This window comes from Methanosarcina baltica, from assembly GCF_055394095.1.
On record NZ_AP042463.1, the window covers coordinates 3,090,901 to 3,112,605 of the forward strand.

13 protein-coding genes are annotated in these 21,705 nt (G+C 40.6%); 4 read left to right on the forward strand and 9 right to left on the reverse strand.

The genetic code is table 11. The features are described 5' to 3' along the window. Window positions 1-125 precede the first annotated feature (125 nt). Window positions 126-434: a hypothetical protein gene (locus ACZ5QV_RS13545; RefSeq protein WP_464600309.1), complete on the forward strand. Its 309-nt coding sequence runs from the start codon at window positions 126-128 to the stop codon at window positions 432-434. 146 nt (window positions 435-580) lie between these two features. Here ACZ5QV_RS13545 and ACZ5QV_RS13550 read toward each other — a convergent pair whose 3' ends face one another. The 7 genes from ACZ5QV_RS13550 to ACZ5QV_RS13580 form a co-directional block, all read right to left on the reverse strand. Then, window positions 581-1,135 carry an XTP/dITP diphosphatase gene (locus tag ACZ5QV_RS13550; RefSeq protein WP_464602110.1) on the reverse strand — a complete coding sequence of 185 codons (555 nt, stop codon included), beginning with the start codon at window positions 1,133-1,135 and terminating at the stop codon, window positions 581-583. Window positions 1,136-1,155: 20 nt separating this feature from the next. After that, window positions 1,156-2,796: a bifunctional N(6)-L-threonylcarbamoyladenine synthase/serine/threonine protein kinase gene (locus tag ACZ5QV_RS13555; protein WP_464600310.1), complete on the reverse strand. Its 1,641-nt coding sequence runs from the start codon at window positions 2,794-2,796 to the stop codon at window positions 1,156-1,158. A 1,029-nt stretch (window positions 2,797-3,825) separates the two neighbouring features. Further along, a complete protein-coding gene (locus ACZ5QV_RS13560) occupies window positions 3,826-5,304 on the reverse strand; it encodes an aspartate aminotransferase family protein (protein ID WP_464600311.1) in 1,479 nt (492 codons plus the stop codon). After that, complete coding sequence (locus tag ACZ5QV_RS13565) at window positions 5,301-6,809, reverse strand: aldehyde dehydrogenase family protein (protein WP_464600312.1); 1,509 nt, start codon at window positions 6,807-6,809, stop codon at window positions 5,301-5,303. Before ACZ5QV_RS13565 ends, ACZ5QV_RS13560 begins: the two co-directional genes overlap by 4 nt. A 124-nt stretch (window positions 6,810-6,933) precedes the next feature. Next, window positions 6,934-7,389, reverse strand: a complete 456-nt coding sequence (locus ACZ5QV_RS13570) for a response regulator (RefSeq protein WP_464600313.1) — start codon at window positions 7,387-7,389, stop codon at window positions 6,934-6,936. 526 nt (window positions 7,390-7,915) lie between these two features. Next, window positions 7,916-9,817 (reverse strand): Glu-tRNA(Gln) amidotransferase subunit GatE, encoded by a 1,902-nt coding sequence (gatE, locus tag ACZ5QV_RS13575; protein ID WP_464600314.1) that lies wholly within the window; start codon window positions 9,815-9,817, stop codon window positions 7,916-7,918. Between the two features lie 2,030 nt (window positions 9,818-11,847). Further along, on the reverse strand, window positions 11,848-12,243 hold the full coding sequence (locus ACZ5QV_RS13580; protein ID WP_464600315.1) for a DUF3024 domain-containing protein: 396 nt from the start codon (window positions 12,241-12,243) through the stop codon (window positions 11,848-11,850). A gap of 815 nt (window positions 12,244-13,058) precedes the next feature. Here ACZ5QV_RS13580 and ACZ5QV_RS13585 point away from each other — a divergent pair. Together ACZ5QV_RS13585 and ACZ5QV_RS13590 are read left to right on the forward strand one after the other, a co-directional pair. Beyond that, window positions 13,059-13,304, forward strand: a complete 246-nt coding sequence (locus ACZ5QV_RS13585) for a hypothetical protein (RefSeq protein WP_464600228.1) — start codon at window positions 13,059-13,061, stop codon at window positions 13,302-13,304. A 593-nt stretch (window positions 13,305-13,897) separates the two neighbouring features. Next, the gene (locus tag ACZ5QV_RS13590) at window positions 13,898-14,713 is read left to right on the forward strand and encodes an IS5 family transposase (RefSeq protein WP_464599682.1); all 816 of its coding nucleotides are present in this window, start codon (window positions 13,898-13,900) and stop codon (window positions 14,711-14,713) included. A 190-nt stretch (window positions 14,714-14,903) separates the two neighbouring features. Here the strand turns inward: ACZ5QV_RS13590 and ACZ5QV_RS13595 are convergent, their stop codons facing one another. Continuing rightward, window positions 14,904-15,575 (reverse strand): RloB family protein, encoded by a 672-nt coding sequence (locus ACZ5QV_RS13595; protein ID WP_464600316.1) that lies wholly within the window; start codon window positions 15,573-15,575, stop codon window positions 14,904-14,906. After that, on the reverse strand, window positions 15,572-16,882 hold the full coding sequence (locus ACZ5QV_RS13600; protein ID WP_464600317.1) for an AAA family ATPase: 1,311 nt from the start codon (window positions 16,880-16,882) through the stop codon (window positions 15,572-15,574). The genes ACZ5QV_RS13595 and ACZ5QV_RS13600 overlap by 4 nt, the downstream gene beginning before the upstream one ends. A 776-nt stretch (window positions 16,883-17,658) precedes the next feature. Here ACZ5QV_RS13600 and ACZ5QV_RS13605 point away from each other — a divergent pair. After that, window positions 17,659-21,465 carry a metallophosphoesterase gene (locus ACZ5QV_RS13605; RefSeq protein ID WP_464600318.1) on the forward strand — a complete coding sequence of 1,269 codons (3,807 nt, stop codon included), beginning with the start codon at window positions 17,659-17,661 and terminating at the stop codon, window positions 21,463-21,465. The last annotated feature ends 240 nt before the right edge of the window (window positions 21,466-21,705 follow it).

Genomic DNA, 21,705 nt, shown 5'->3' on the forward strand with positions numbered 1-21,705 from the left:
AAAACCTGTTATGTATTTCTTTTTCTGATGAGCAGCTTTCCAAAATAAATCATTATGCGGACCTGAACGGGATGGAGGTGGAAGAATTTTTAAAAAACGTCTGTTTAACTGCCTGTTTACAGCAAATGGAAGAACATGAAAGAAAAAAGATGATTGATGAAGAAGCTTCCATGCGGGAAAAAGAGCAGGTTGAGGGGATAATTAAGGAGATTGAAAACAGGAACGGGGGTAAAGGGAGCCACCCAACTGAACAGGTTCCGGAACAGCTCCTGGAAGGTCCGCTGGTTCTGGACCAGCAGTGCATAGACGACCTCTGTTCTATAAAGAGAGATAACACCCGTATTCCGAACAACCAGGTCATCCTGATAGCCCTGAAACTGGGCTTAAACCAGCTCAATGTAGCTATGTGTATCGCGAAAAACAAAATCTGGTAACGGCCGAAGGAATCTTTCTCAAAAATTTGAGCATTACGGAGAAGGTTTTAGGGAGGGGTAGTTTACCACCCTGCTTCAACTTTCATAAAACCTCAGCAGGAAACCCCTGAATCTTATCTCAGGGGTAGTTGACCTCCTTCCTTATTTCAGGCCTGCCTGTCCAGCCACTCAAGGAACTTATCAATAGCTCTGCGGCGGTGGGAAAGGGTGTTCTTTATTTCGTCTCCGAGTTCCCCGAAGGTCTTTCCCTCGTACTCGAAGATGGGATCGTAGCCAAAACCTCCGGTCCCGCGTTCCTCATAGGCGATTTTTCCATCCACCACTCCCGGAAAGACCAGGGGCTCTTTTTCGGGGCCACAGTAGCCTATAACCGTTTTGAAATAAGCGGACCTATCCTCTTCATCTTCCATAAGTTTGAGAACCTTCCGGTTTCCAAGATTATCCTCGACAAAACGAGAATATGGGCCCGGAAACCCGTTCAGGGCCTTTATGAAAATCCCGGAATCGTCCACCATCACGGGCATGTTCAGTTTTTCGGCCATGTAGATGGCCCCGTAAGCGGCTATGGCTTCGAGTTCATCTTCCTGAAGTTCGGGATAACCATTTTTATTCTGAATTACTTCGATTCCGCGACTGGCAAGGATATCCCGGACTTCGGCAAACTTGCCCTTGTTACCGGTTACAAATACGATTTTTTTCACAGTTTTGTCAGTTTCGACAGTCATGAGTAGCGTCCCCGCTTTTTAATCTCTTCAACGCGCTTCAGTACTTCATCCGCCTCTATAAAAGTACTTTCATATCCTTTTTTGAAAGCTTCGATCAGGGCTTCAGGCTCCCGGTGTGTGCTCTCAAGGGTCTGGAAGAGTACGTGGACATCCACGCCCCGGGCTTCCAGGCCTTTATCGAAATGGGCCAGTCCGAAATCAAGCAGGTAGAGCCTGTCCTCCGCAAGCACCAGATTCGAGGTTGTCAGGTCCCCGTGGGCGATTCCTCCACTGTGCAGTTTTCCTACAAGTTCCCCAACCCTTTCACAGAGTTCCGGGTTTATCAGGTACTTAATGGGCCTTCCCTCGAGATACTGCATTTTGATCAGGAAGTCTTCAACATCATAGACAATGGGAGTGGGAACTCCTGCCCTCCGGGCCTCTGAGAGCATCCGGGCTTCGGTCCGGTTCCGCTCTTTCCGGATCCGTTCATCGATTTCTTTTAGCCTGTAAGGCTTCGGGACCCTTTCTTTCACAAGTACTTTTTCACCCGCGGCCCCGTCTTCCAGGAAAACTATAGCTTCGGCCCCGCTTTTCAGCAGGTCCGCGGGAGTTTTTCCAGGCTCTAAAGCTTCAGGGGAAATCTCCGCTTTTTCGGCTTCTTCGGAAATCCAGGTAACTTCCACCTCATCGGGCCTGAACCCGGGGTCTACCCCAGACTCTTCAAGGCTTATGGTGTCACCTGCCTTATACATCAAAAGCCCGGTATAGGCTATCATGACCCCGTTGTCTCCCATGAAGCGCTTTTCGGGCACGTAGAACTTTGCTCCTCTCTCCTCGCACATGGAAGCCAGCATTTCCCTGAGCCTCCCGTTTGCTCCTACTCCGCCTGCAAGGAGGACTTCTTCCTTCCCGGTATGGGCAAGGGCCCTTTCCGTAACCTCCACGACCATGGCAAAGGCGGTTTCCTGGTAGGAGTAGCAGACGTCTTCAAGGCTGCCCCGTTTCAGGGCCTCTGTGGAGGCCGTGGAGAGTCCTGAGAAGGAAAGGTCCATGCCTTTGACAACATAGGGAAGGGGCAGGTATTTCTTTGCCTCTCTCGCGTACATTTCGATTTTCGGACCTCCGGGATGGGCAAGCCCGGCGTTGCGTGCGAATTTGTCGAGGGCATTTCCAAGCCCAATATCAAGGGTCTCTCCAAAGATCCTGTACTTTCCGGTCCTGTGAGCCAGGACCTGGGAATTGGCTCCGCTCACGTAGAGGACGACCGGGTCTTTTGCCGGGGTCTTCCAGATCCCTATCTCTATATGTGCGATGCAGTGGTTCACTCCCACAAGCGGGACCCCGAGGGAGATAGAAAGCATCCGGGCTGCGGTTGCAACGGTTCTAAGACAGGGCCCGAGCCCCGGCCCCAGAGAAAAGGCGATGGCATCGATTTCAGACGGCTCCACACCCTCTTTTTGGGCTTCATCGAGGAGGCGGCGGATCACGCTTGCCGCGTACTTTGCGTGGTGCTGGGCAGCTTCCCTGGGATGAATCCCTCCGGTCTCAGGCCTGTAGGTCTCCGTAACCTCGGCAATTATGTCAGTCTCGGTCACGATTGCGGCACTCAGGTTCCAGGCAGTGCCCTCGATTCCAAGGATGGTGGTTTTTTTCAATGGACTTTGTCTCCTTAAAAGTATGACCTAAGCTTTCGTTCCTGCATAGAAAAGCTTTCTCCGGAATATACAGGGGCCGGGTTATAAGTTTTACTTTCGAGAAAAAAACGGCCGGGAAAAGAGGTGGAGAAATTATTCAAAAACAGACAAAAAAAGACAAAACCTTGTCATATTTTTAAGTTATTAAATATTTCAATGTATCCAAAATATTGGGTGCGATGCAGTATTTTAAAATATATGTAAAATTTAATGCAATCAAATATTATTATAATAATAAAGATTTCACGGCGTTTATGTTAAGTATCGAGAAGTCGTAAAAAAGATTGTAGGTTGAAAGTTAATGGGTTTTCTTTCAATCTCGGGGTTGGATCATCGATAGGAACTGATGGCGCGAAACAAAGGTTCCTATCATTCTCTTCTTAGTTATGTTTTGCCAACTATTCTTCTACACCGTTTTACACCTATATAACCGTTTTGAAATTTTTTATAGATTTATAAAATTATTTGTATTACTGTTGATAATTTTTTGTTCTGCGTGGATTTTTCGAAAAGGCCACACTGCGTACGTAAAAGCTCAGTCTGGAGCGAAAACAATTCCAGAATATCATTCCATGTTTTTAAGCTATCGAATATTTTGATACACTTAAAATATTGGATGCTACGTCGTATTTTAAGAAATGTGTAAAATTTAATGCAATCGAATATTATTATAATAATAGAGATTTCACGGCAATTATGTTAAGTATCGAGAAGTCGTAAAAATGGTTGTAGGTTGAAAGTTAATGGGTTTTCTTTCAATCTCGGGGTTGGATCATCGATAGGAACTGATGGCGCGAAACAAAGGTTCCTATCATTCTCTTCTTAGTTATGTTTTGCCAACTATTCTTCTACACCGTTTTGCACCTATAATAACGTTTTTGAAATTTTTTATAAATTTATAAACTTTTTTGTATTATTGTTGATAATTTTTTGTTCTGCGAGGATTTTTCGAAAAGGCCTCACTTAGTACGTACAGGCTCGGCCTTGATTTCACCTCACCACCCTCTTCAACGCCTCCTCAAATTTCTCCAGCCCCGTATCAGCCTCTTCATCCGTCATAACCAGCGGAGGAGAAAACCTTATCACGGATTCCCCGCAGCCCAGGAGCATTATCCCCTCTTTGTAGCCTTCCCTTACAATCCGATCCCGCAGGCCTGGATCAATTGACTTATCAGGTTTTACGATTTCAGCCCCGATCATGAGCCCTAAACCTCGAACATCTCCAATACACGGATAGCTTTCCTGAAGTTCCCGGAGACGCTTCTGGATGCGGTCCCCCAGAACCTTTGCCCTTTGCCCAATTTTTTCTTTTTCCATGAATTCGAGGGCCGCAAGGGAGCCTGCTGAGACCAACAGGTTTCCTCCGAAGGTGTTTGAGTGAACGCCCGGGGGCCAGTCCATCAAGGAAGAGTCGGCAAGCATTGCGCCCATGGGAAGGCCTGCACCAAGGGCTTTTGCAAGGCAGGAGATATCCGGTTTGACCCCGAAGTTTTCCATGGCAAGGAAGGGGCCGGTCCGGAAGCAGCCTGCCTGTACTTCGTCGGCTACCAGGAGGACGTCATTATCGGTGCAGATTTTCCGGAGTTCTTTGTGGAACTCGGGGGGAGGGACGATGTAGCCGCCTTCCCCCTGGATGGGTTCTACGAAAACGGCTGCGGTGTCTTCGGGGTTCAGTTCTTTCCTGAAGATCAGGTTTTCGATCTGCTTTACGCACTCGACCCCGCAGCCGGGGTATTCCAGATTCATGGGGCAGCGGTAGCAGTAGGCATAGTGGGTGTGGACGGTACGGATACCGGGGAAGTGCTCTTTTTGGCGGGCTTTGGAGGCGGTCAGGGAAAGAGAACCCAGGGTCCTGCCGTGGAAGGAGTTGTAAAAACCGATAAGGTTTTGCCGACCGGTTTTCCAGATGGCAAGCTTGATTGCGGCTTCCACGGCCTCAGTCCCGCTGTTGCAGTAAAAGACCTTCGAGTAGCCGGAAAGTGCCTGGAGTTTTTGGGCAAGTTTCAGGGGAGGTTCGGCAAAAAAATCCGCAGAACAGCAGTGTGTCATTTTTTCGAGCTGAGCGGAGATGGCGGCAGAAACAGCCGGGTTCGAGTGGCCTGCATTCAGGACCGCAATTCCGGCAACGAAATCGATATATTCCCTGCCGTCAAGGTCCGTTACTATGGAGCCTTTCGCCCTGTCCACCACCAGAGGATAGGGTCTGGTCTCGCAGGCGGACATTATCTTGCAGTCCTGTTCGATAAGCCCTCTCGATTTCAGGCCCACCATTTCAAGCAGGGACGGAACTTCGCTTTTGAGATGCCCCTCTTCCTCAACCTCAACATAATCTTTCTTTTCTGTTTTAAAGTCCGACTCCTCAACCTCAACATAATCTTTCGTTTCAGTTTTGAAATCCGACTCCTCGACCTCAATAAAATATTCAGGATTTTCTCCTGCCGTTTCTTTTTTTTCCAGTCTTGCTTTCATTTCCCTCCCTCCCTTTCCCGGACCAAAGGACCGGAAGTGTCGATCTGGGCCTTCTGAAGTCTCCCGCTGTAATCAATGTACACGACCTTAACTTCCGTAAACTCCCTTATGGCCTCGGTCCCGGCTTCCCGGAACCCGTTTCCTGTCCCCTTCACGCCCCCGAAGGGTAGGTGCACCTCGGCCCCTATGGTGGGGGCGTTTACGTAAGTGATTCCGCACTCAAGCTTTTCGACCGCCTGGAAGGCTTTTGACATGTCCTTTGTGTAGATTGCCGAGGAAAGCCCGTATTCCGTATTATTGGCAACTTCCAGGGCTTCCTCAAAGCCCGAGACCGGAATTATGCTCAGGACAGGCCCGAAGATTTCTTCCTGCGCGATCCTCATATCGGGCTTAACGTCCGTAAAAATGGTGGGCTCAAAGAAATAGCCGGGAAGCCCGGGATTGGTCCGCTTTCCCCCGGTGAGGAGTTTTGCCCCTTCCTCCTGCCCTATCCGGACGTAGCTTTCTATCTTTTCGAGCTGGGATTTGTTAATCACGGGGCCAACATCCGTTTCCGGCAAAAGCCCGTCCCCGACTTTCAGTTTTTCAGTCCTCTCAAGGAGCTTTGAACTGAATTCTTCTTTGACTTTCTCGTGCAGGATAAGCCTGCTTGTTGCGGTGCAGCGCTGGCCCGTTGTCCCGAATGCCCCCCAGAGCACGCCATCAAGAGCAAGTTCGAGGTCGGCGTCGTCCATAACAATGACCGGGTTTTTGCCTCCGAGCTCCAGAGAGACCCGTTTCATTGACTTTGCGCATTCTCCCATGATCCATTTCCCGGTCTCCAGGCTGCCGGTAAAGGAAATTGCCCGGATGTCGGGGTGCCGGACAAGGGCCACCCCCACGGTCGAACCAGCCCCGGTTACAAGGTTCATGGTCCCGGGAGGAAGCCCGGCTTCTTCGAGGATTTCCACAAACCCGATGGCTGAGAGTGGGGTGTCGCTTGCCGGCTTGAGGACCACCGCATTTCCGGCCACAAGGGCAGGCAGGACTTTCCAGCTCGGAATCGCTACCGGAAAATTCCAGGGGCATATAAGCCCCACAACCCCGAGAGGTCTCAGGAGGGTCATGCAGAACTTGTCCCGGAGTTCAGAGGTACTTGACTCCCCGAACATCCTCCTCCCTTCCCCGGCCGCATAATAAGCAATATCAATGGCCTCCTGGACGTCCCCCCTGGCCTCGGACAGGACTTTTCCCATTTCTTTCGTCATGAGGACGGCCATTTCTTCCTTTCTTTCCTCCAGGATGCGGGCGGCTTTGAAGAGCACTTCAGCCCTTTTAGGTGGAGGTGTCTCACTCCATACTTTAAAACCTTTCCGGGCGGCCTCAACCGCCAGGTCCACATCCTCTTCTCCTGCAAGTTGCAGGTAAGCCAGTGTCTCAAGAGTCGCCGGATTTATGTCCGCAAAAGTATCAGCCGTTGATGAATTTATCCATTCTCCCCCAATAAGCAGTCCATACTTCTTCATAGTACTCCCCCACAGAAGCATTGAGGATTATGGGATAAATATCTTCCCGGAAAGCTTTTTCGGGGGGCGGCAGGTGAAGAAAAGTCATTAGAAAATAGTCGTAAGAAAAAAAGGCGTAAAAAAGTCAACCTTTACTTTTTATCGGGTTCCGGGGGGAAAACCGGGGACAAGGCCTGCACAAAGTGTTTGTATTCAATTTATTCAAACTTTTTTTTTTACTAATTTCCTGAATATGTTTTGACAATTTAGAGTACTGGCTCTTCGGGTCTCCCCCTTTCTGAAGATAATAACTGACCCCTTTTTCTTGGTTTTCGAATGCTATGCTTTCCTGGCCTCTGCCGGTAAACAGGATAAATGGAACATTTTTCTTTTTATCACGCAGGGCCTTCAAAAAGGCGATCCCGTTCATTAACGGCATCTCATAGTCGGAGACCACAACATCATAGGTTTCGTTCTCCAGTTTTTGAAGGGCATCGAGAGGAGACTCCACTACATCGGATGAAATGTCATAGAACACCTCCAGGTACGTTTGTGAAATCTCCAGAAACATGGGGTCGTCATCTACAAGTAAGATTTTCATGGGGTGGTCTCCATTTTCAGGGTTAAATTCAGGAAGTAAAAACATACGTGATTCCCGGATAAGCATCATTTTTCAAAAAATTATTATGAGAATTAATACATGATTTACATTTTAGAATTCATGGTTTATTACGAATTGGAACCTGTTGAAATTGTTGATGTGTATAATATACATAACAGGCTCTTTTTTAGATTGTTCTGCAAATATTGCTTATTAAATATAAAACAAAGAGATATTATAAAAAAGTAACATGATACTATATTTGAACAAAAAAATAACAATATAACAATCGAATAATAAAAGTTCAATGATATAAAATCGATGTTCATAACACATTGTCATTTTTAACAAAGGAACTAAAAGGGTCCTTGAGACCTTTAAATCTGTAAAAAAAAATTAGAAAATATTGATGAGAAAACAGGAAAACAGAAAGAAAATAACAGAAAAGAACAGAAAAGAACAGAAACGAACAGAAACGAACAGAAAAGAAAAGAAAAGAAAAGAAAAGAAAAGAAAAGGCCAGAGTTTAGCTCTGGCTAATGAACCTGTTAATTTCTGTTTTCAAGAGCTGGCTCAGGATTTTCCCGTCAACCTTGCCCCTGTATTCCTTCATCACCATTCCCATGAGGGGACCGAGAGCCGCAGGGCCTTTATCCAGGATAAATTCTCCTTTTCCCCTGACAAGTTCCGCGATAAAGTTTTCGATATCAGCGGGGTCAAAGGCTGAAAGTCCCAGGCTTGAAATCACCTCGGGCACAGGCATGTCCGGCTCCTTTGCAAGGGCGGTCAGGAGTTCCTGAATGGCTTCTTTTGCGATTTCTCCGGCTGATATGGCGGCAAAAACGCCTGCGAAGTGCTCTTCTTTCAGGACCTCGACATCCACCCCACTTCTCCTGAGTTCGGGAATGATCCCCACCAGGGTGCGGACGATCAGAGTGGCGCCTACTAGTTCATCTTTCCTGTAGATCTCGATCAGGTTTTCAAAGAGGGGGAGGTCTTTTGAGTAAGCAATTTTTTCGGCAAGCTCCCGGTTCAGCTCGTAATCGGTAGTAAAGCGTTTTGCCCTCTCGGTCAGAAGTTCGGGGGTCTCGATGGACTCATAGTATTCCCTGGAAATCTCGACCGGTGGGACATCGGTTTCAGGATACATACGGGCAGCTCCCGGAAGCGGCCTCATGTAGGAGGAGTTTCCATCTGGAAGGGTTTTTCGGGTTTCTTCCGGAATTCCTACAAGGACTTCCTGTGCTCTTTTAATGACGGCCTCGATTGCGAGACTGGCTTTTTCAGGCTCGGCCGCGACCATGACAACAGCGCTGCCTTCTTTTGCCCCGATGCCGTCTTTGAGGGCCTGGACTTCCTTTTCGGTGATCCCGTAGTTGGGAAGCTCGTCGGTGTGGAAGATCCCACCCACACCCGCGGTCTTCGCCCGGTCTGAAAACTCGGTCCCGAGCCTTCTTCCGGGCTGGACCTCTCTCCCCACGAAGCCATCAAAGCCCTTCAGGTGAGCGGCCAGGATGACCCCGTTTTTCATGCCCTGAAGGAGTACCTGGGACCTGGTATCCTGGAAAAGCCCGGTTGCGTCGTAGACCTCTTCGCAGACAAAAGCTCCTCTGGAGAGGAGTTCTTCCCTTATTTCAAGGAGCCTGACCTGCCGCTCGACTTCTCTTGCCACGATTTCTTCGATCATGTCCAGGGCCTGCACTCCCTTGATCTCGACCCTTGCACCCTTTGCAATTGAGATGTTAATGTCCTGCCTGATGGTCCCGAGCCCCCGTTTGACCTTTCCGGTGGAGCGGAGCACCATCCCGATGTATTCCGCAACTTCCCTGGCCTGCTTCGGAGATTTGATGTCCGGGGCCGTTGCGATTTCCACGAGTGGGATCCCGAGTCTGTCGAGAGAATAGGTTATAGTGTCCCCGACTTCCTCGATTTTCTGGGCGGCTTCCTCTTCCACGCAGAGACTGTCCATGCCGCAGTGCCCGTGGGAGGTCTCGATGTAGCCGTCACTTGCCAGTAAGGCTGTCCTCTGGAAGCCGCTGGTGTTCGACCCGTCCACCACGATCTTTCTCATGATGTTCATTCTGTCAACGGGCTTCATGTTGAATAGATTTGAGACCCCAAGGGAGATTTCAAGGGCCTCCTGGTTAATTTCCCGTGGTGGCTCCTCGTCGTTTTCTATGAGACAGGTGCTGTCGTAGGCCTTGTAGATGTACTTTCTTCTGACCTTCGTCTGCTCGACCGCGGCCCTGTCTTTCTCTCCCATCTCACTTTCCGTGGCCCTGAGGTATCGGAAGAATTCAAAGTTCGATTCCGCCGTATCCCGGATCGAAGTCGGGCATTTGCAGAATAGTTTTTCTTTGGAGTCCAGCTGCTGGTGGATCTCAAGCCCCGCTTTCAGTCCGAGTTCCTTATAATCGTATTGACTCATGCTTTCACCTTAATTATCTATGGAAAGTTCCCATAGCTCTAATAATCGTAAATTTTTATCAGGGCCTCGCTTTTTAAGGCCGCTCAATCCCCTGTACTTTAAATATCTCTGTCTTCGAATGGTTCTCAAATCGTAACTATTCAGCCTAGGCAAAACAACATCAATAGCCATCTTTAGTAAGATTCAATGGGCAAATTTCAGCATATGCCTTTTCTTTAATTGTTGGCGGCTGATTGTGTTATTTCATTTTATCTCAGTTAGTAATAAGACATATCTAATGCGTCAAAATCAATATCAATAGCCTTATTTTGGTAGGCTGAATAGTTACCTCAAATCTTAAATAATTAGCTGGAAACTTAACGTAAAAAGTAGGCCTGAATGTATAAATGTATCTGTTAAGAATAATGAACTGCTATTTTTAAACAAGCTTTTTGGCTGCGGTTCATCCGTTGCCATATGAGCTGATTTCCATTTATGCCGTGCTCGGGGGTTACGCCTGCTTACCTGCTGAAGTACAAGAGCAAGATTTTTCGGATGAGAGAGAGCAGGATTTTAAAAATAGAAGAGTTTCTCTGATTGACAGACCGTACTTGAACGAAAAGTGGTTCGGGTGAGAAAGGCCAGAATCATTTGGGAAAAACGATAACAACCCGATTTTAGTGGTCAATTTCACCTAAAAAACAACGACCATATCGTCAGTTATTTATACAACTACGTACATATATATAATTGGTCCATAGGTTTAATCCCGGATGTATACGTACAAAGAAGGTATGTAACTTAAGTAAGTAGTAACTTGAGTAAGTAGTAACTTAACTGAGTAACAACTTAAATAAGTATTAACTAACTGAGTACAGAACCAAACTGCATTAAATTAGGACCTTGAATGAATAAGTAAATTGAATAAGTAAATTGAATAAGTAAATTGAATAAGTAAATTGAATAAGTAAATTGAATAAGTAAATTGAATAAGTAAATTGAATAAGTAAATTGAATAAGTAAATTGAATAAGTAAATTGAATAAGTAAATTGAATAAGTCAGTTGAATAAGTCAGTTGAATAAGTCAGTTGAATAAGTCAGTTGAATAAGTCAGTTGAATAAGTAAATTGAATAAGTCAGTTGAATAAGTAAATTGAATAAGTCAGTTGAATAAGTAAATTGAATAAGTCAGTTGAATAAGTAAATTGAATAAGTCAGTTGAATAAGTAAATTGAATAAGTCAGTTGAATAAGTAAATTGAATAAGTCAGTTGAATAAGTAAATTGAATAAGCCAGTTGAATAAGTAAATTGAATAAGTCAGTTGAATAAGTAAATTGAATAAGTCAGTTGAATAAGTAAATTGAATAAGTCAGTTGAATAAGTCAGTTGAATAAGTCAGTTGAATAAGTCAGTTGAATAAGTAAATTGAATAAGTCAGTTGAATAAGTAAATTGAATAAGTCAGTTGAATAAGTCAGTTGAAGAATAATGAGTACAGAACTAAACGACATTAAATTTAGATTAAACCTTATGGACCTCCATAATTTTTTTATATCTTTTTTATTAGTGCATTGATTCTTGTTAACTTTTTTTGTTTTTAGACTGTAATTTCTTAACTGTAATTTCTGCCAATTTTTCCTGTTGTTTCAAGCGCCATTTTTCAAATATTGTTATTTATTTTTTGTCTGTCCAGGCCAGTTTCGCGCACTTCGCCAGAGCTCTTTTTGATTTAGAAGTTTTTCAGGAAAAGGCCCGAAACATCCTTTTTCCTTTTCCTTTTTTTAAATCCGATGCAGGGTTTGTGAGAACTAAAGATTCAAAAGGTGTGGCCTTCTTTTTTTAATCATTTTTTGATCTCGGCGCTCTCAAAGGCCAGCGGAGGAGCCTGGCCTTTTCAAAATAAAATTTTCTTGACGTTACCGACCTGACAGCCGCGTTTCTGAATGCTGCAAAATCCTGATCCGTATCGGCAGGTGGTCAGGGAAGTAATTGGGGATGATGATTGCTGAGTTTATTGATCTGCCACAAAAAATTAGAAAACGATATCAATTCAGGGCATGAAGTGGGGAAAATCCTTGATTGTTTCTAAACATTCATCTACGGATAAGTCTTGAAAAATTTCAAACCATTTCTCCGTGTGTCTCATATATGAAAGATTGAAAAGACCATCCCCTACATATTCCATGCGGGCAAACTTTGTTTCAAAAAATGGGGATATAGCATTTGGGCTAGGGGATGCGTACTTTGCACCGAAGTAAAAGTAGTTGCGATACCATTTCGTATAAATGTCCACCACATAGTTAAATTGCATGTCTTCAGGCGGGGCCTTGATGTGTTCAGGCTTTAGAAACGATTCAACAAGCTCCTTTGCTTTCGTTTCTACCTCCTTTTTCAGATCTTCTGGCACTTTAGGTTTGGGAAGTTTCTGTGGACTAGAAGTCCACATTTTTTGTCCTCTTTTCATGGTATTATATAATATCTGTTATCCCCTAAAATAGTTTCACTTCCCGAGTTGCACTTCCCGAGTTGCGCTTCGGGAGCACGCGGTCCTTTTGGCTCGCCCGAGTTCCGCTTCGGGAGCACGGGGTCCTTTTCGCTCGCTGCGCGAGCTCAAGAGGACTATAAAACGTGGTTTCAACTCTCTTTTTTTATTTTATAGCTGTCTTGGCCAGCTTCGTGCACTTTTCCGGCGCTCTTTTTGTTATGGAATTTCAAAAAAAGATCCGGGGCAGGGCCGGTGAAAAGAAATTTTTAAGAAGGCGGCCCGTAGAGTTCGGAAGTTTCTATTTCCGGGCCTTTTGCGTTTTAAAATTCGTATTCACTTTGTCATCTTCTTTTTAACCACGGAACACACGGAAAGACACGGAGTGCGACAAGAAGTTATATCATGAATTGCGGAAACGCTATCCCCTCCATTCGGGGTAACCCTACCAGGATGTGCGTCGCTAGTAATGGTGGGGTGCAAAGCTCCTGGGACAATGTGAAGACCTCTGAAAGTCCAATTTGGAATATTTGCTAGGGTAAGGATTCTATGGAGAATGTAATGTGAATCATTGTAAGAGTCGTGATTTCCGACAAGCGAAAATGGACTGCGCTTGAACCAAAAGGTACAGAATCAGACTGTGGTGGCTTCCGTGACGCTACAGGGAATGGACAAACGGTTCTCGGCTTATAGATGGCTCCTAAGGAATCCATAATTATTTAGGATATAGAACTTGGTAAGCCCTATATGTTCCCTTAATGGGTAGGAAATCCGTAAGGATGTACGATGACATAGAGGGTAAAGGAATCAGTATAAAGCGAATGTCAATCTGTAATGGATTGAATAGAGGTTCAAACTTTGCCTTTATCCGAAAGGATGCAAACTTACTGAAGGTGTTTTCTTGTGAAAACGGAAACAAACTCACTAATGTAAGATACTCAAAGACACCAACCGGTGAGAGGCTTACAGACAGCAATGTTAAGGGGCTGTTATCCGAAATCACAAAATCAGTTATGGATAAATAACTGATGCCCGATACAGAAAGGGTTTGAAAACGCTTGAGCCGTATGAAGGGAGACTTTCACGTACGGTTCTTAGGGGAGAAAGGAGGAGCAATCCTCCCAACTTACCTGACAACCGGCCTAGCGGCCGGTGAGTACGCTGGAACCTTTGTTTACAGGATTTAAAAAAGGGGCCTGACTTCCTGAAAGGAGATTCAACGGGGCGGCCTGCTTCTCCAAATCTTCCTTTTTATTTTTATGTTATCCCGGCCAGCTTCGTGCACTTCGCCGGAGCGATTTTTTATAGAGTTCTCAGGAAAAAGCTCGAAACAGCCTTTTTTTTGTTAATCCGAGGAAAGGGATGTGAAAAGTAAAGTTTCAAAAGAAACAGCCTTTTTTTGAATCTATTTCTGATACCGTTTCTCTTAGAGGCTGTCTGAATATTCAAACCATTTCTACATTTGGGTAATAGGCATTGTTGATCTTCAGCTAACACAGCAAATTAATTTAGTCATACTTATCTACTCGATGTTTAAAATCAAATTCATTGGACATCATAATTAAAATTGAGTGGGTGTAATATAATTAAATAATACTTGCACCCAAATCATTTGTTGATGCCAGAACAAAATGAAAGACTGCCTTACCCGAGTGATTTATCTGATGAAGAATGGGAACTACTTAAGCCGCATATCCCAAATTCCAGAAATAATCGAGGTCGAAAGCGTGTTCATTCTTATCGGAAAATATTGAATGCCATATTCTATTTGCTACGTTCTGGTTGTGCATGGAGAATGTTACCACACGAGTTTCCACCGTGGAAAACTGTTTACCACTATTTCCGTCTTTGGAGGATCAAAGGAATTTGGGAGCGCATAAATGCTGCGCTGAGAACTAAACTGAGAGTTGCAAATGGCAGAGAACCAGAACCAAGTGCAGCGATTATAGATAGTCAATCAGTCAAAACCACAGAAACACCTGGAGTGCGCGGCTATGATGCTGGCAAGAAAGTCAAAGGGCGAAAACGCCACATTCTGGTGGATACAACAGGGTTACTATTGACGGTTGTAGTTCATGCAGCGAATATTCAGGATCGAGATGGAGCTAAACTTGTTCTGGAACGAGTTAATGGGACATTCTCTCGATTGCAGCTTATTTGGGCTGATGCTGCTTATGCTGGTAAACTGATTGATTGGGTCAATATTACGTGCAGTTGGGTTTTGGAAATCATAAGGCGTAAGGATGATGTCAAAGGTTTTCAAGTACTTCCTCGCAGATGGGTAGTAGAACGTACATTTGGATGGCTGGGTCGATATCGGCGTTTGAGCAAAGATTATGAAGGATTGACAGAGTCCAGTCAAGCCTTCATCTATGCTGCTATGATCCGTGTAATGAGCAAACGACTGGCTAAGATAGAACATTTAGAAAACTGAAATGTGAATATTTAGACAGCCTCTTAGACTTTAGACATTTGACGGTTTAATGTTACCGTTTTTTGGTCCAAATACGTGAGTACTATCCCAATTGTATAATCAAATTGAATTTTAAGACACGCTCTTAACAGCCGATAGGGAAGGCCAACCTTGCAAAAATAAAGTACTTATTATTAAATATTAGAATGGGTCATGTTTCAAATATAATATTTTTGATGTGTTTTAAGAAATAAGGAACCATGGTCGAAGGATTACTTTTAACCGATAATAATTTAATCCCCTTTTCAGAATGATGTTTTTTTAAGTATTCTGCACGCTCCACAGCTATTTCAAGATCTTTTTCTAAGGCGTTATAATAATTCTCCTCTTTCCTATAATGCTTGATATGTTGTTTCAACCTCATTTCAAGGTTTTCTTGATTAAGTGGCTTATTATAAAGTTCGAAATGCAAAAGATACCAGATTTCAAAAGAGGGATTCGAAAGGCATATATTTACTTTGATTTCACTACCATCTTTTTTACCTTCTGCCATTTTTATAGCTTTATTAATATCCTCATCTTTGTTTGCGTCACAATCTATTACACAGACTACATAGTCTCCATCTTTTTCGGAGACTGCTTTGTTTCTCGCATAACTATTTATGAATTCGATATTAGCAGGTGCACCACAGTTTTTAGAGGGAATTATTTTAATTTCCGGAAGTTTTCTCCTCCGGCACCTCCCATTGCATATCTTTGATTTGTAACTTTCAAAATATCCCTTTTCTGTCCTCAATCCCTCACAAAAAATATAAACATTCCCACGGATAGACCTTGTATTTTCTATTCTTCTAAGTGTCTTTCCTTTTTTAGGACCTTTCATTCAAATACATCCATAAAATCTTTGATATAAGGGATTGCTCCGTATTTTCCATTCAGATACCCTTTTTCAAAGTTTGTACCCTGTCTCTGCTTGAACTCAAGTAATGAATAAATTTCAGTATTGCCGGTATCGATATTTTTTTCAGTGAACCATATTTGATCTCTTCTTAATGATTCTGAATTAATTAGAAAGGTATTGTGTGCAGAAAAGATAAGTTGAGCGTTGGATGTATTAGATTTCGGACTATTAAACATACGAATTAAATAATCACATAGAATGGGGTGTAGTCTACAATCCAATTCATCAATTACTAATACTAACCCATTTTTCAATGAATCAAGCCAAGGCCCCAGCAATGTAAACATTTTTTGTGTACCGTCTGATTCCTCGGTAAATTCAAACGGGATTTTAATATCATTATTTTCTTCATCAAGTCCTTTGTGAAACACTTTTATTTCTAGATGATCCAAACTATCAAGTTTTTTTTCCGAACTGTCTATCCATTTTTTCAGTGATTCTGGAAGCTCCTCATAAGGTACGTTTTCAATCTTTGACTCAAAATCAATAATACCCAAATCGGCGTAATTTAGTGCTTTTTTTATATTCTGTTTTAGAGCTTCGTTTTTATCAACTAATTCTACTGTGAAACCTATGGATATTTTTTCAGAAGGAACAATTAGAGCAAGTATTTCTTTAAACCATTTAAAGGCATTAATTGTTTTATTATAATTTCTTTGTGAAGAACTCGCTAAATAGAACACATTCTCATTAGTATCATCTGCAATTCTATTTTGCTTAACTTTATCGACAGTAAATTTATAATCGCTGGTATCATTTCTTTCAAATATTCTTGCAGCAGATCCTTTCGGATAATAATAAAGATATTCATTAATTACTTTTTTAGCTGTAAAAGAAGCCCCATAGTCGTACCTTATACCTTCATAAATAAACTCAATATCAAACGTGCAAGGTTCATTTAAGTATTTTTTTTCAAGTTTAAATGGATAGAAAGGAATCTGGTCTCCTGGCATAGTTTTAATTGAATTTGTAATAATGTGTTTCAAATAACCAAGAGCCTTTAAAGAATTACTTTTTCCTGAAGCATTTGCCCCATATATTGCAGCACTCCTGAGCAGATTATTACCTTTTCCCAGTGAATTTCTTGTGACATCACCATCCATATTTATGGCTTTTTCTCCCAAAATTAGATTTGTTTCAAGAGAGTGATCACTTTTTGAAGCCAGCAGGCTAAAAGAAAAACCTTCTTTTAAAGAAAGATAATTCTCGATATTAAATTCAATAAGCATATTTTCAACTCCCTCTTCGAATGAATGAACCTTGAGATGGAACTGCAATATTTTGTAAATAATTGCAAAATAGGCGTTTCCTTAGTAAATATCTCTTATGTAAGAGGCCGTATAAATAAATATAGTACACCCAGAGTACGATATCGGGTTGCGTTTCCCGAGTTGCACTTCCCGAGTTGCGCTTCCCGAGTTGCGCTTCCCGAGTTGCGCTTCGGGAGCACGCGGTCCGTTTCGCTACGCTCAAGCGGACGAAAACCGTAATATAAAATCTTATTTTTTATTTTTTTGCGGTCCCGGGCCGCTTCGTGCACTTTTCCGGCGCTCTTTTTTGTTCTGGATTTCAGGAAAATATCCGGGGCAGGGTTTGTGAGAAGGAATTTCGAAAAAATCGGCCTTTCGTCCGGTGAGTGCGCCGGAATCTTTGTTTATAGGATTCAAAAAAGAGGCCTGGTTTTTTTTGAAAGGAGATTCAAGGGGGCGGCCGGTTTCCAAATCTCTTTTTTTATTTTTAGGTTGTTCTTTCCGGCACGAGAACCCCACATTTCCCACTGGTTATACAAATAACGGTGAAAATGAACCTGAACGATATAATTCCAAAAAATGAAAAACTATAGAATTTCTTAAATCATCGATTTGACAATCTAAATAAATAAAATTTATAAAGGAGATGATTAATATGTTATACCCTCTGAATTTGTTTTTTTGGTCATCTTTAGGTATCAATCCTCATTTTCAGGGCAAAAAAATTCCAGATTATAAAGCAAGAAGGATATGCCATGCCAAAATTAAACATATTACACATCTCCGATACTCATATAGGAAATACACTTCCGAATGAATCAGTTGAAGATATTGCAAGTAGAACAGTTAATGATATTGCAGAACACTCTACTAAAATTAATTGTGTAATTGTTACTGGCGATATTTTTGATGGGCAATCCGACTATGATATTGAAAAAGCTGTATCATTTTTCCAGACGTTAAAAGAAAGGTTAAACAAAAAGGTTGAAGCTACTCATCTAAAAGAAGAAGACTTTGTTTTCGTCCCTGGTAACCATGATTTAATTAGAACCGATGACGGCAAGGGGAATTTTGATAAATATAAATCTTTTTTGAAAAAATTCCATTCAGAAGATTACTTTGATCGTAATTATAATAATGATGAGTTATTTATAATTAAGATTTTTGAGATGCAAAAAATTGTGATTGTAGGTTTGAATTCTTGCATGCTAAAATTTTGCGATGTTAAAGATATTGGATGGATAAATGATATTGAATGGGATGATAAGACTTTTACTGAAAAAGAACAAAAAATCATAAGGAATAAAATAGAGAAATGTTACCAGAGCAAATGGGACGATTATGGAAAAATAGAGCGTGCTCAACTAACTCATGCCTTTGATGAATTCGACGAGAAGATTTCGAATATTGAAGATTACACGGTAGTTGCATGCTTTCATCATCATTTTTACCCATTTCCTGAAATTTATGATAGAACCGGTGATTGTAGTTTAATTCGCAACTTTGATGATGTAATAAAAGTATTACAAAAGTACAATGTAAAAATAGTATTGCATGGGCATAAGCATTTACCGATAATAAGGCCTATTGCTAACAAAGCGTATCTTTCCAATCCTGATTCACTAATATACGTTTTTTCTGCAGGTAGTTTTTCTAAGAACGGTGAAGAACAATCTTTTCAAGTTATCGATGTTTATGGTCCAAAAGAAAATAAGATTGCAAATGTGAAAAGGTTCAATTATAAAAAAAGAGATTTTACTACAGAAGATATTTCTATCCCTCCTAAAAAAATATATGAGAAAGATGCAAGCATTGAGATTTTAGAAGTATTTTCTAGCGAATTCCCCGATGAATATAAAATGTATAAGAATTGTATAAAGGATACTGATAATGTTTCATCGAATTCAGGAATCGATGAAATCATAATGAATATAGGGAAAGCAATTACACCGTTTGAAACGGTAAAAAAAGATTTGCAAACGAATCATGAAAAAAATTTAATTTTGTTGCTTTCTATTCACTATAGGATTAATATCTTAAATCAAATAAGAAAGAATTCCCCTGATAGTGAAATGATTCTAAATGATATTAGAGAACATTTTTCAAATATTGATATGTCTGAAGGTTATAAAGAAAAACTTTTTGAAATGATTGAAGCAGATGATAACTCTAAATTTGAAAGTTGCTATTCTATAATAGAAAGGGAATCAAATCCACGAGATCGAGCCTTTACAGCTTATGCAACTATTGCCATCTTTTTTACTGATTTATATTTAACCCTTCGTCAATATGGAGATTTTTATTACAAACACGAAGGAATAAATGTAAACATTAGATTACCTGAAAATACTTTTCATAGGAATATTCCATCTTCAACCATCAAAATTTATAGTGATGAAGAAAAAAGATCTTCAATCATTAAGTTCAAGTGTAAAGATCCAACCGTTCATAAAATTGCAGTACTAATTATTAAAGATTTTGAGAAAAGATTGGATAAATTTGATGAATGTCTTAGAGAGTTAGGACTGAAAATATATTACCTTACTCCTAAGGTCGAAAAAAACAATTATGATCTAGAAAACTTTAATTTTGAAGCGTATATACCAACACTTTTACCTTTATTAACAGGAGATAATTTATACAACCAAAAAGAGGTTTTTATACGGGAATTGATTCAAAACTCTTTGGATGCAATCCTTCTAAGAGAAAAACTGGATTCAAGAGATTTTGATAAGACTATCAAAATAGAGTTAGGCAAAGAAGAAAAACCTAATAATGGAGCATCCAGAAAATATCTTCGTATTATTGATGAAGGTATTGGTATGGACACTTTTAGAATTGAAAGATATTTTACAAGTATTGGAAGAAGTTTCTATGTTTCTGAAGAATTTTCAGAATTACAAAAAACAAAGGAAATAAAATATGAGCCAATTAGCAATTTTGGTATAGGTTTCCTCTCAGCTTTCATGGTATGTAAAGAAATGAGCGTTATAACTAAAAGTTATGACAATGATGGTGTGGCTCTTGACATTCATATTCCGAATTATGATGGGTGTTTTTTCATAAATAAAATAGATGGAAATAAAGAAAATACAGGCACGTCTATCACTTTATATGAAGATGAACGATTGAGGCTTGATTTTGATGAGATTAAAAAATATATAAAAGAAACTTTTTTGGATTTTCAACTCAAAATTAAAATAATTGATAAGGAATCCAAATATACAGAAGAAATACTACCTTACAATCTAAAAAGTGGAAAAGAGCTTGCTTTATTTGTACCCATGACTGAAGATGGTTTAAAAAAAATCTCATGGGATGCTGAAATAAAAACAGGTAAACATATCAAAAATTATAGTTGTGGGTTACTTGTTGATTTTGATCTAGAAGAAGCTAGACATTACATGCATTATAATGGTGCAAATAGATATTATAAAACAAGTAATAATATTGCGTATCTAAACTCGGGAATAAAATTGTCAGAAGGTGCAAATTCAAAAAATAATATGTTTAGTTTTAATTGCATTCTATATTATAATTTTCCGGCTTCATATATTCAATTAGATGTTGCTCGTGAATATATAAATTCATTTAAAAAGAATTATTGGAATGGCGATGAAATAATTATACTATTAGCAAAACAAGCAAATGAGTTAATCGTTTACATTAAAAAAGAAAGAGAAGAACTGCCATTGCTTGTTTGTAATAACATTTACCTGTTTTTAAAGATTAACGATTTGCCAAAAGATAAGCTTGATCAAGTTAAAAATAAACTATATCACTTGAGTGTTAGTAGAGATAAATCAATTTCAATAACATTAAAACCAAATAATACGTATTCCATAGGCAAAAAAAGCTCTGTTGATAACGAGCTAAATATGTCATTTAACATTATCGATTTATTATTATTAAAATGTTATTTATTGCAAATGCAATTTGGACATAAATATAATTCCAATGAGGATATAAAAATCAAAAACATTGTCGAAGAATTGTTGAAAGTGGAATATATACCTTTGTCACATTTTCTAAATAGCCATGAACGGTATAACTATTTAAAAATCACCATCGCAAAAATACAACAGTTTGAACAGGAATTATATTACAACTCCAGAGAAAAATATCAAAGTTCGTTTAAAAATATTCATTTGGTAGAGCTTGATGAAAGGTTGTTGAATCAATTGACAGAAATGCTTAAAAATGGATTTAATGAAATGTCTTTGCGTAAGTTTGAATCCAAGTTCATGTACAATATTGACAAAGATTTTTCGTACGCATTTAAAGGAACTTCGGTATTTTCTGAGATTAAGAAAGAGTTGCATTCTATAGGAGTTGAAATAGAAAAACGAGAAAGTATAAATTATCAATTAAAGTATATTTTATGGAGCCTCTTTATTCAGCCTTCAAAATACAGAACCAAGAAGTCGATTGATGGATCTAGATTTTTTGATAATCTACATTTTTATGTAGCAGATACCTATTTTAGGTTAGTTGTTTTTTATTATATTGCTAATATGCTAAATATTAACCAAGTAAATGAATTTAAGATTGAATTCAACTAAAGTATTAATATTTCAACGATGTCTACCATATTAAAACAATAATAATAAGTATACAGCGTTGAAAAGTCTGGAGTCTATAATTAATCACACACCGTCATTGAAATTCAATTCAATAAATCAACATCATGCGGAATTATTAAATTTATATACAATGATCGAATGGGCCTACTTTTGGGTAATTATAGACATTTCCAATGCTCTAAAAATAATTTCTACTTCATCATAATCCCATTTATTTCT

Bases quoted from the DNA above. Each gene is read 5' to 3' on its own strand.
- ACZ5QV_RS13545 (WP_464600309.1), top strand. From the start codon at position 126: ATGGAAGAACATGAAAGAAAAAAGATGATTGATGAAGAAGCTTCCATG.
- ACZ5QV_RS13560 (WP_464600311.1), bottom strand. From the start codon at position 5,304: ATGAAAGCAAGACTGGAAAAAAAAGAAACGGCAGGAGAAAATCCTGAA.
- ACZ5QV_RS13565 (WP_464600312.1), bottom strand. From the start codon at position 6,809: ATGAAGAAGTATGGACTGCTTATTGGGGGAGAATGGATAAATTCATCA.
- ACZ5QV_RS13570 (WP_464600313.1), bottom strand. From the start codon at position 7,389: ATGAAAATCTTACTTGTAGATGACGACCCCATGTTTCTGGAGATTTCA.
- gatE (WP_464600314.1), bottom strand. From the start codon at position 9,817: ATGAGTCAATACGATTATAAGGAACTCGGACTGAAAGCGGGGCTTGAG.
- ACZ5QV_RS13580 (WP_464600315.1), bottom strand. From the start codon at position 12,243: ATGTGGACTTCTAGTCCACAGAAACTTCCCAAACCTAAAGTGCCAGAA.
- ACZ5QV_RS13585 (WP_464600228.1), top strand. From the start codon at position 13,059: ATGTACGATGACATAGAGGGTAAAGGAATCAGTATAAAGCGAATGTCA.
- ACZ5QV_RS13590 (WP_464599682.1), top strand. From the start codon at position 13,898: ATGCCAGAACAAAATGAAAGACTGCCTTACCCGAGTGATTTATCTGAT.
- ACZ5QV_RS13595 (WP_464600316.1), bottom strand. From the start codon at position 15,575: ATGAAAGGTCCTAAAAAAGGAAAGACACTTAGAAGAATAGAAAATACA.
- ACZ5QV_RS13600 (WP_464600317.1), bottom strand. From the start codon at position 16,882: ATGCTTATTGAATTTAATATCGAGAATTATCTTTCTTTAAAAGAAGGT.
- ACZ5QV_RS13605 (WP_464600318.1), top strand. From the start codon at position 17,659: ATGCCAAAATTAAACATATTACACATCTCCGATACTCATATAGGAAAT.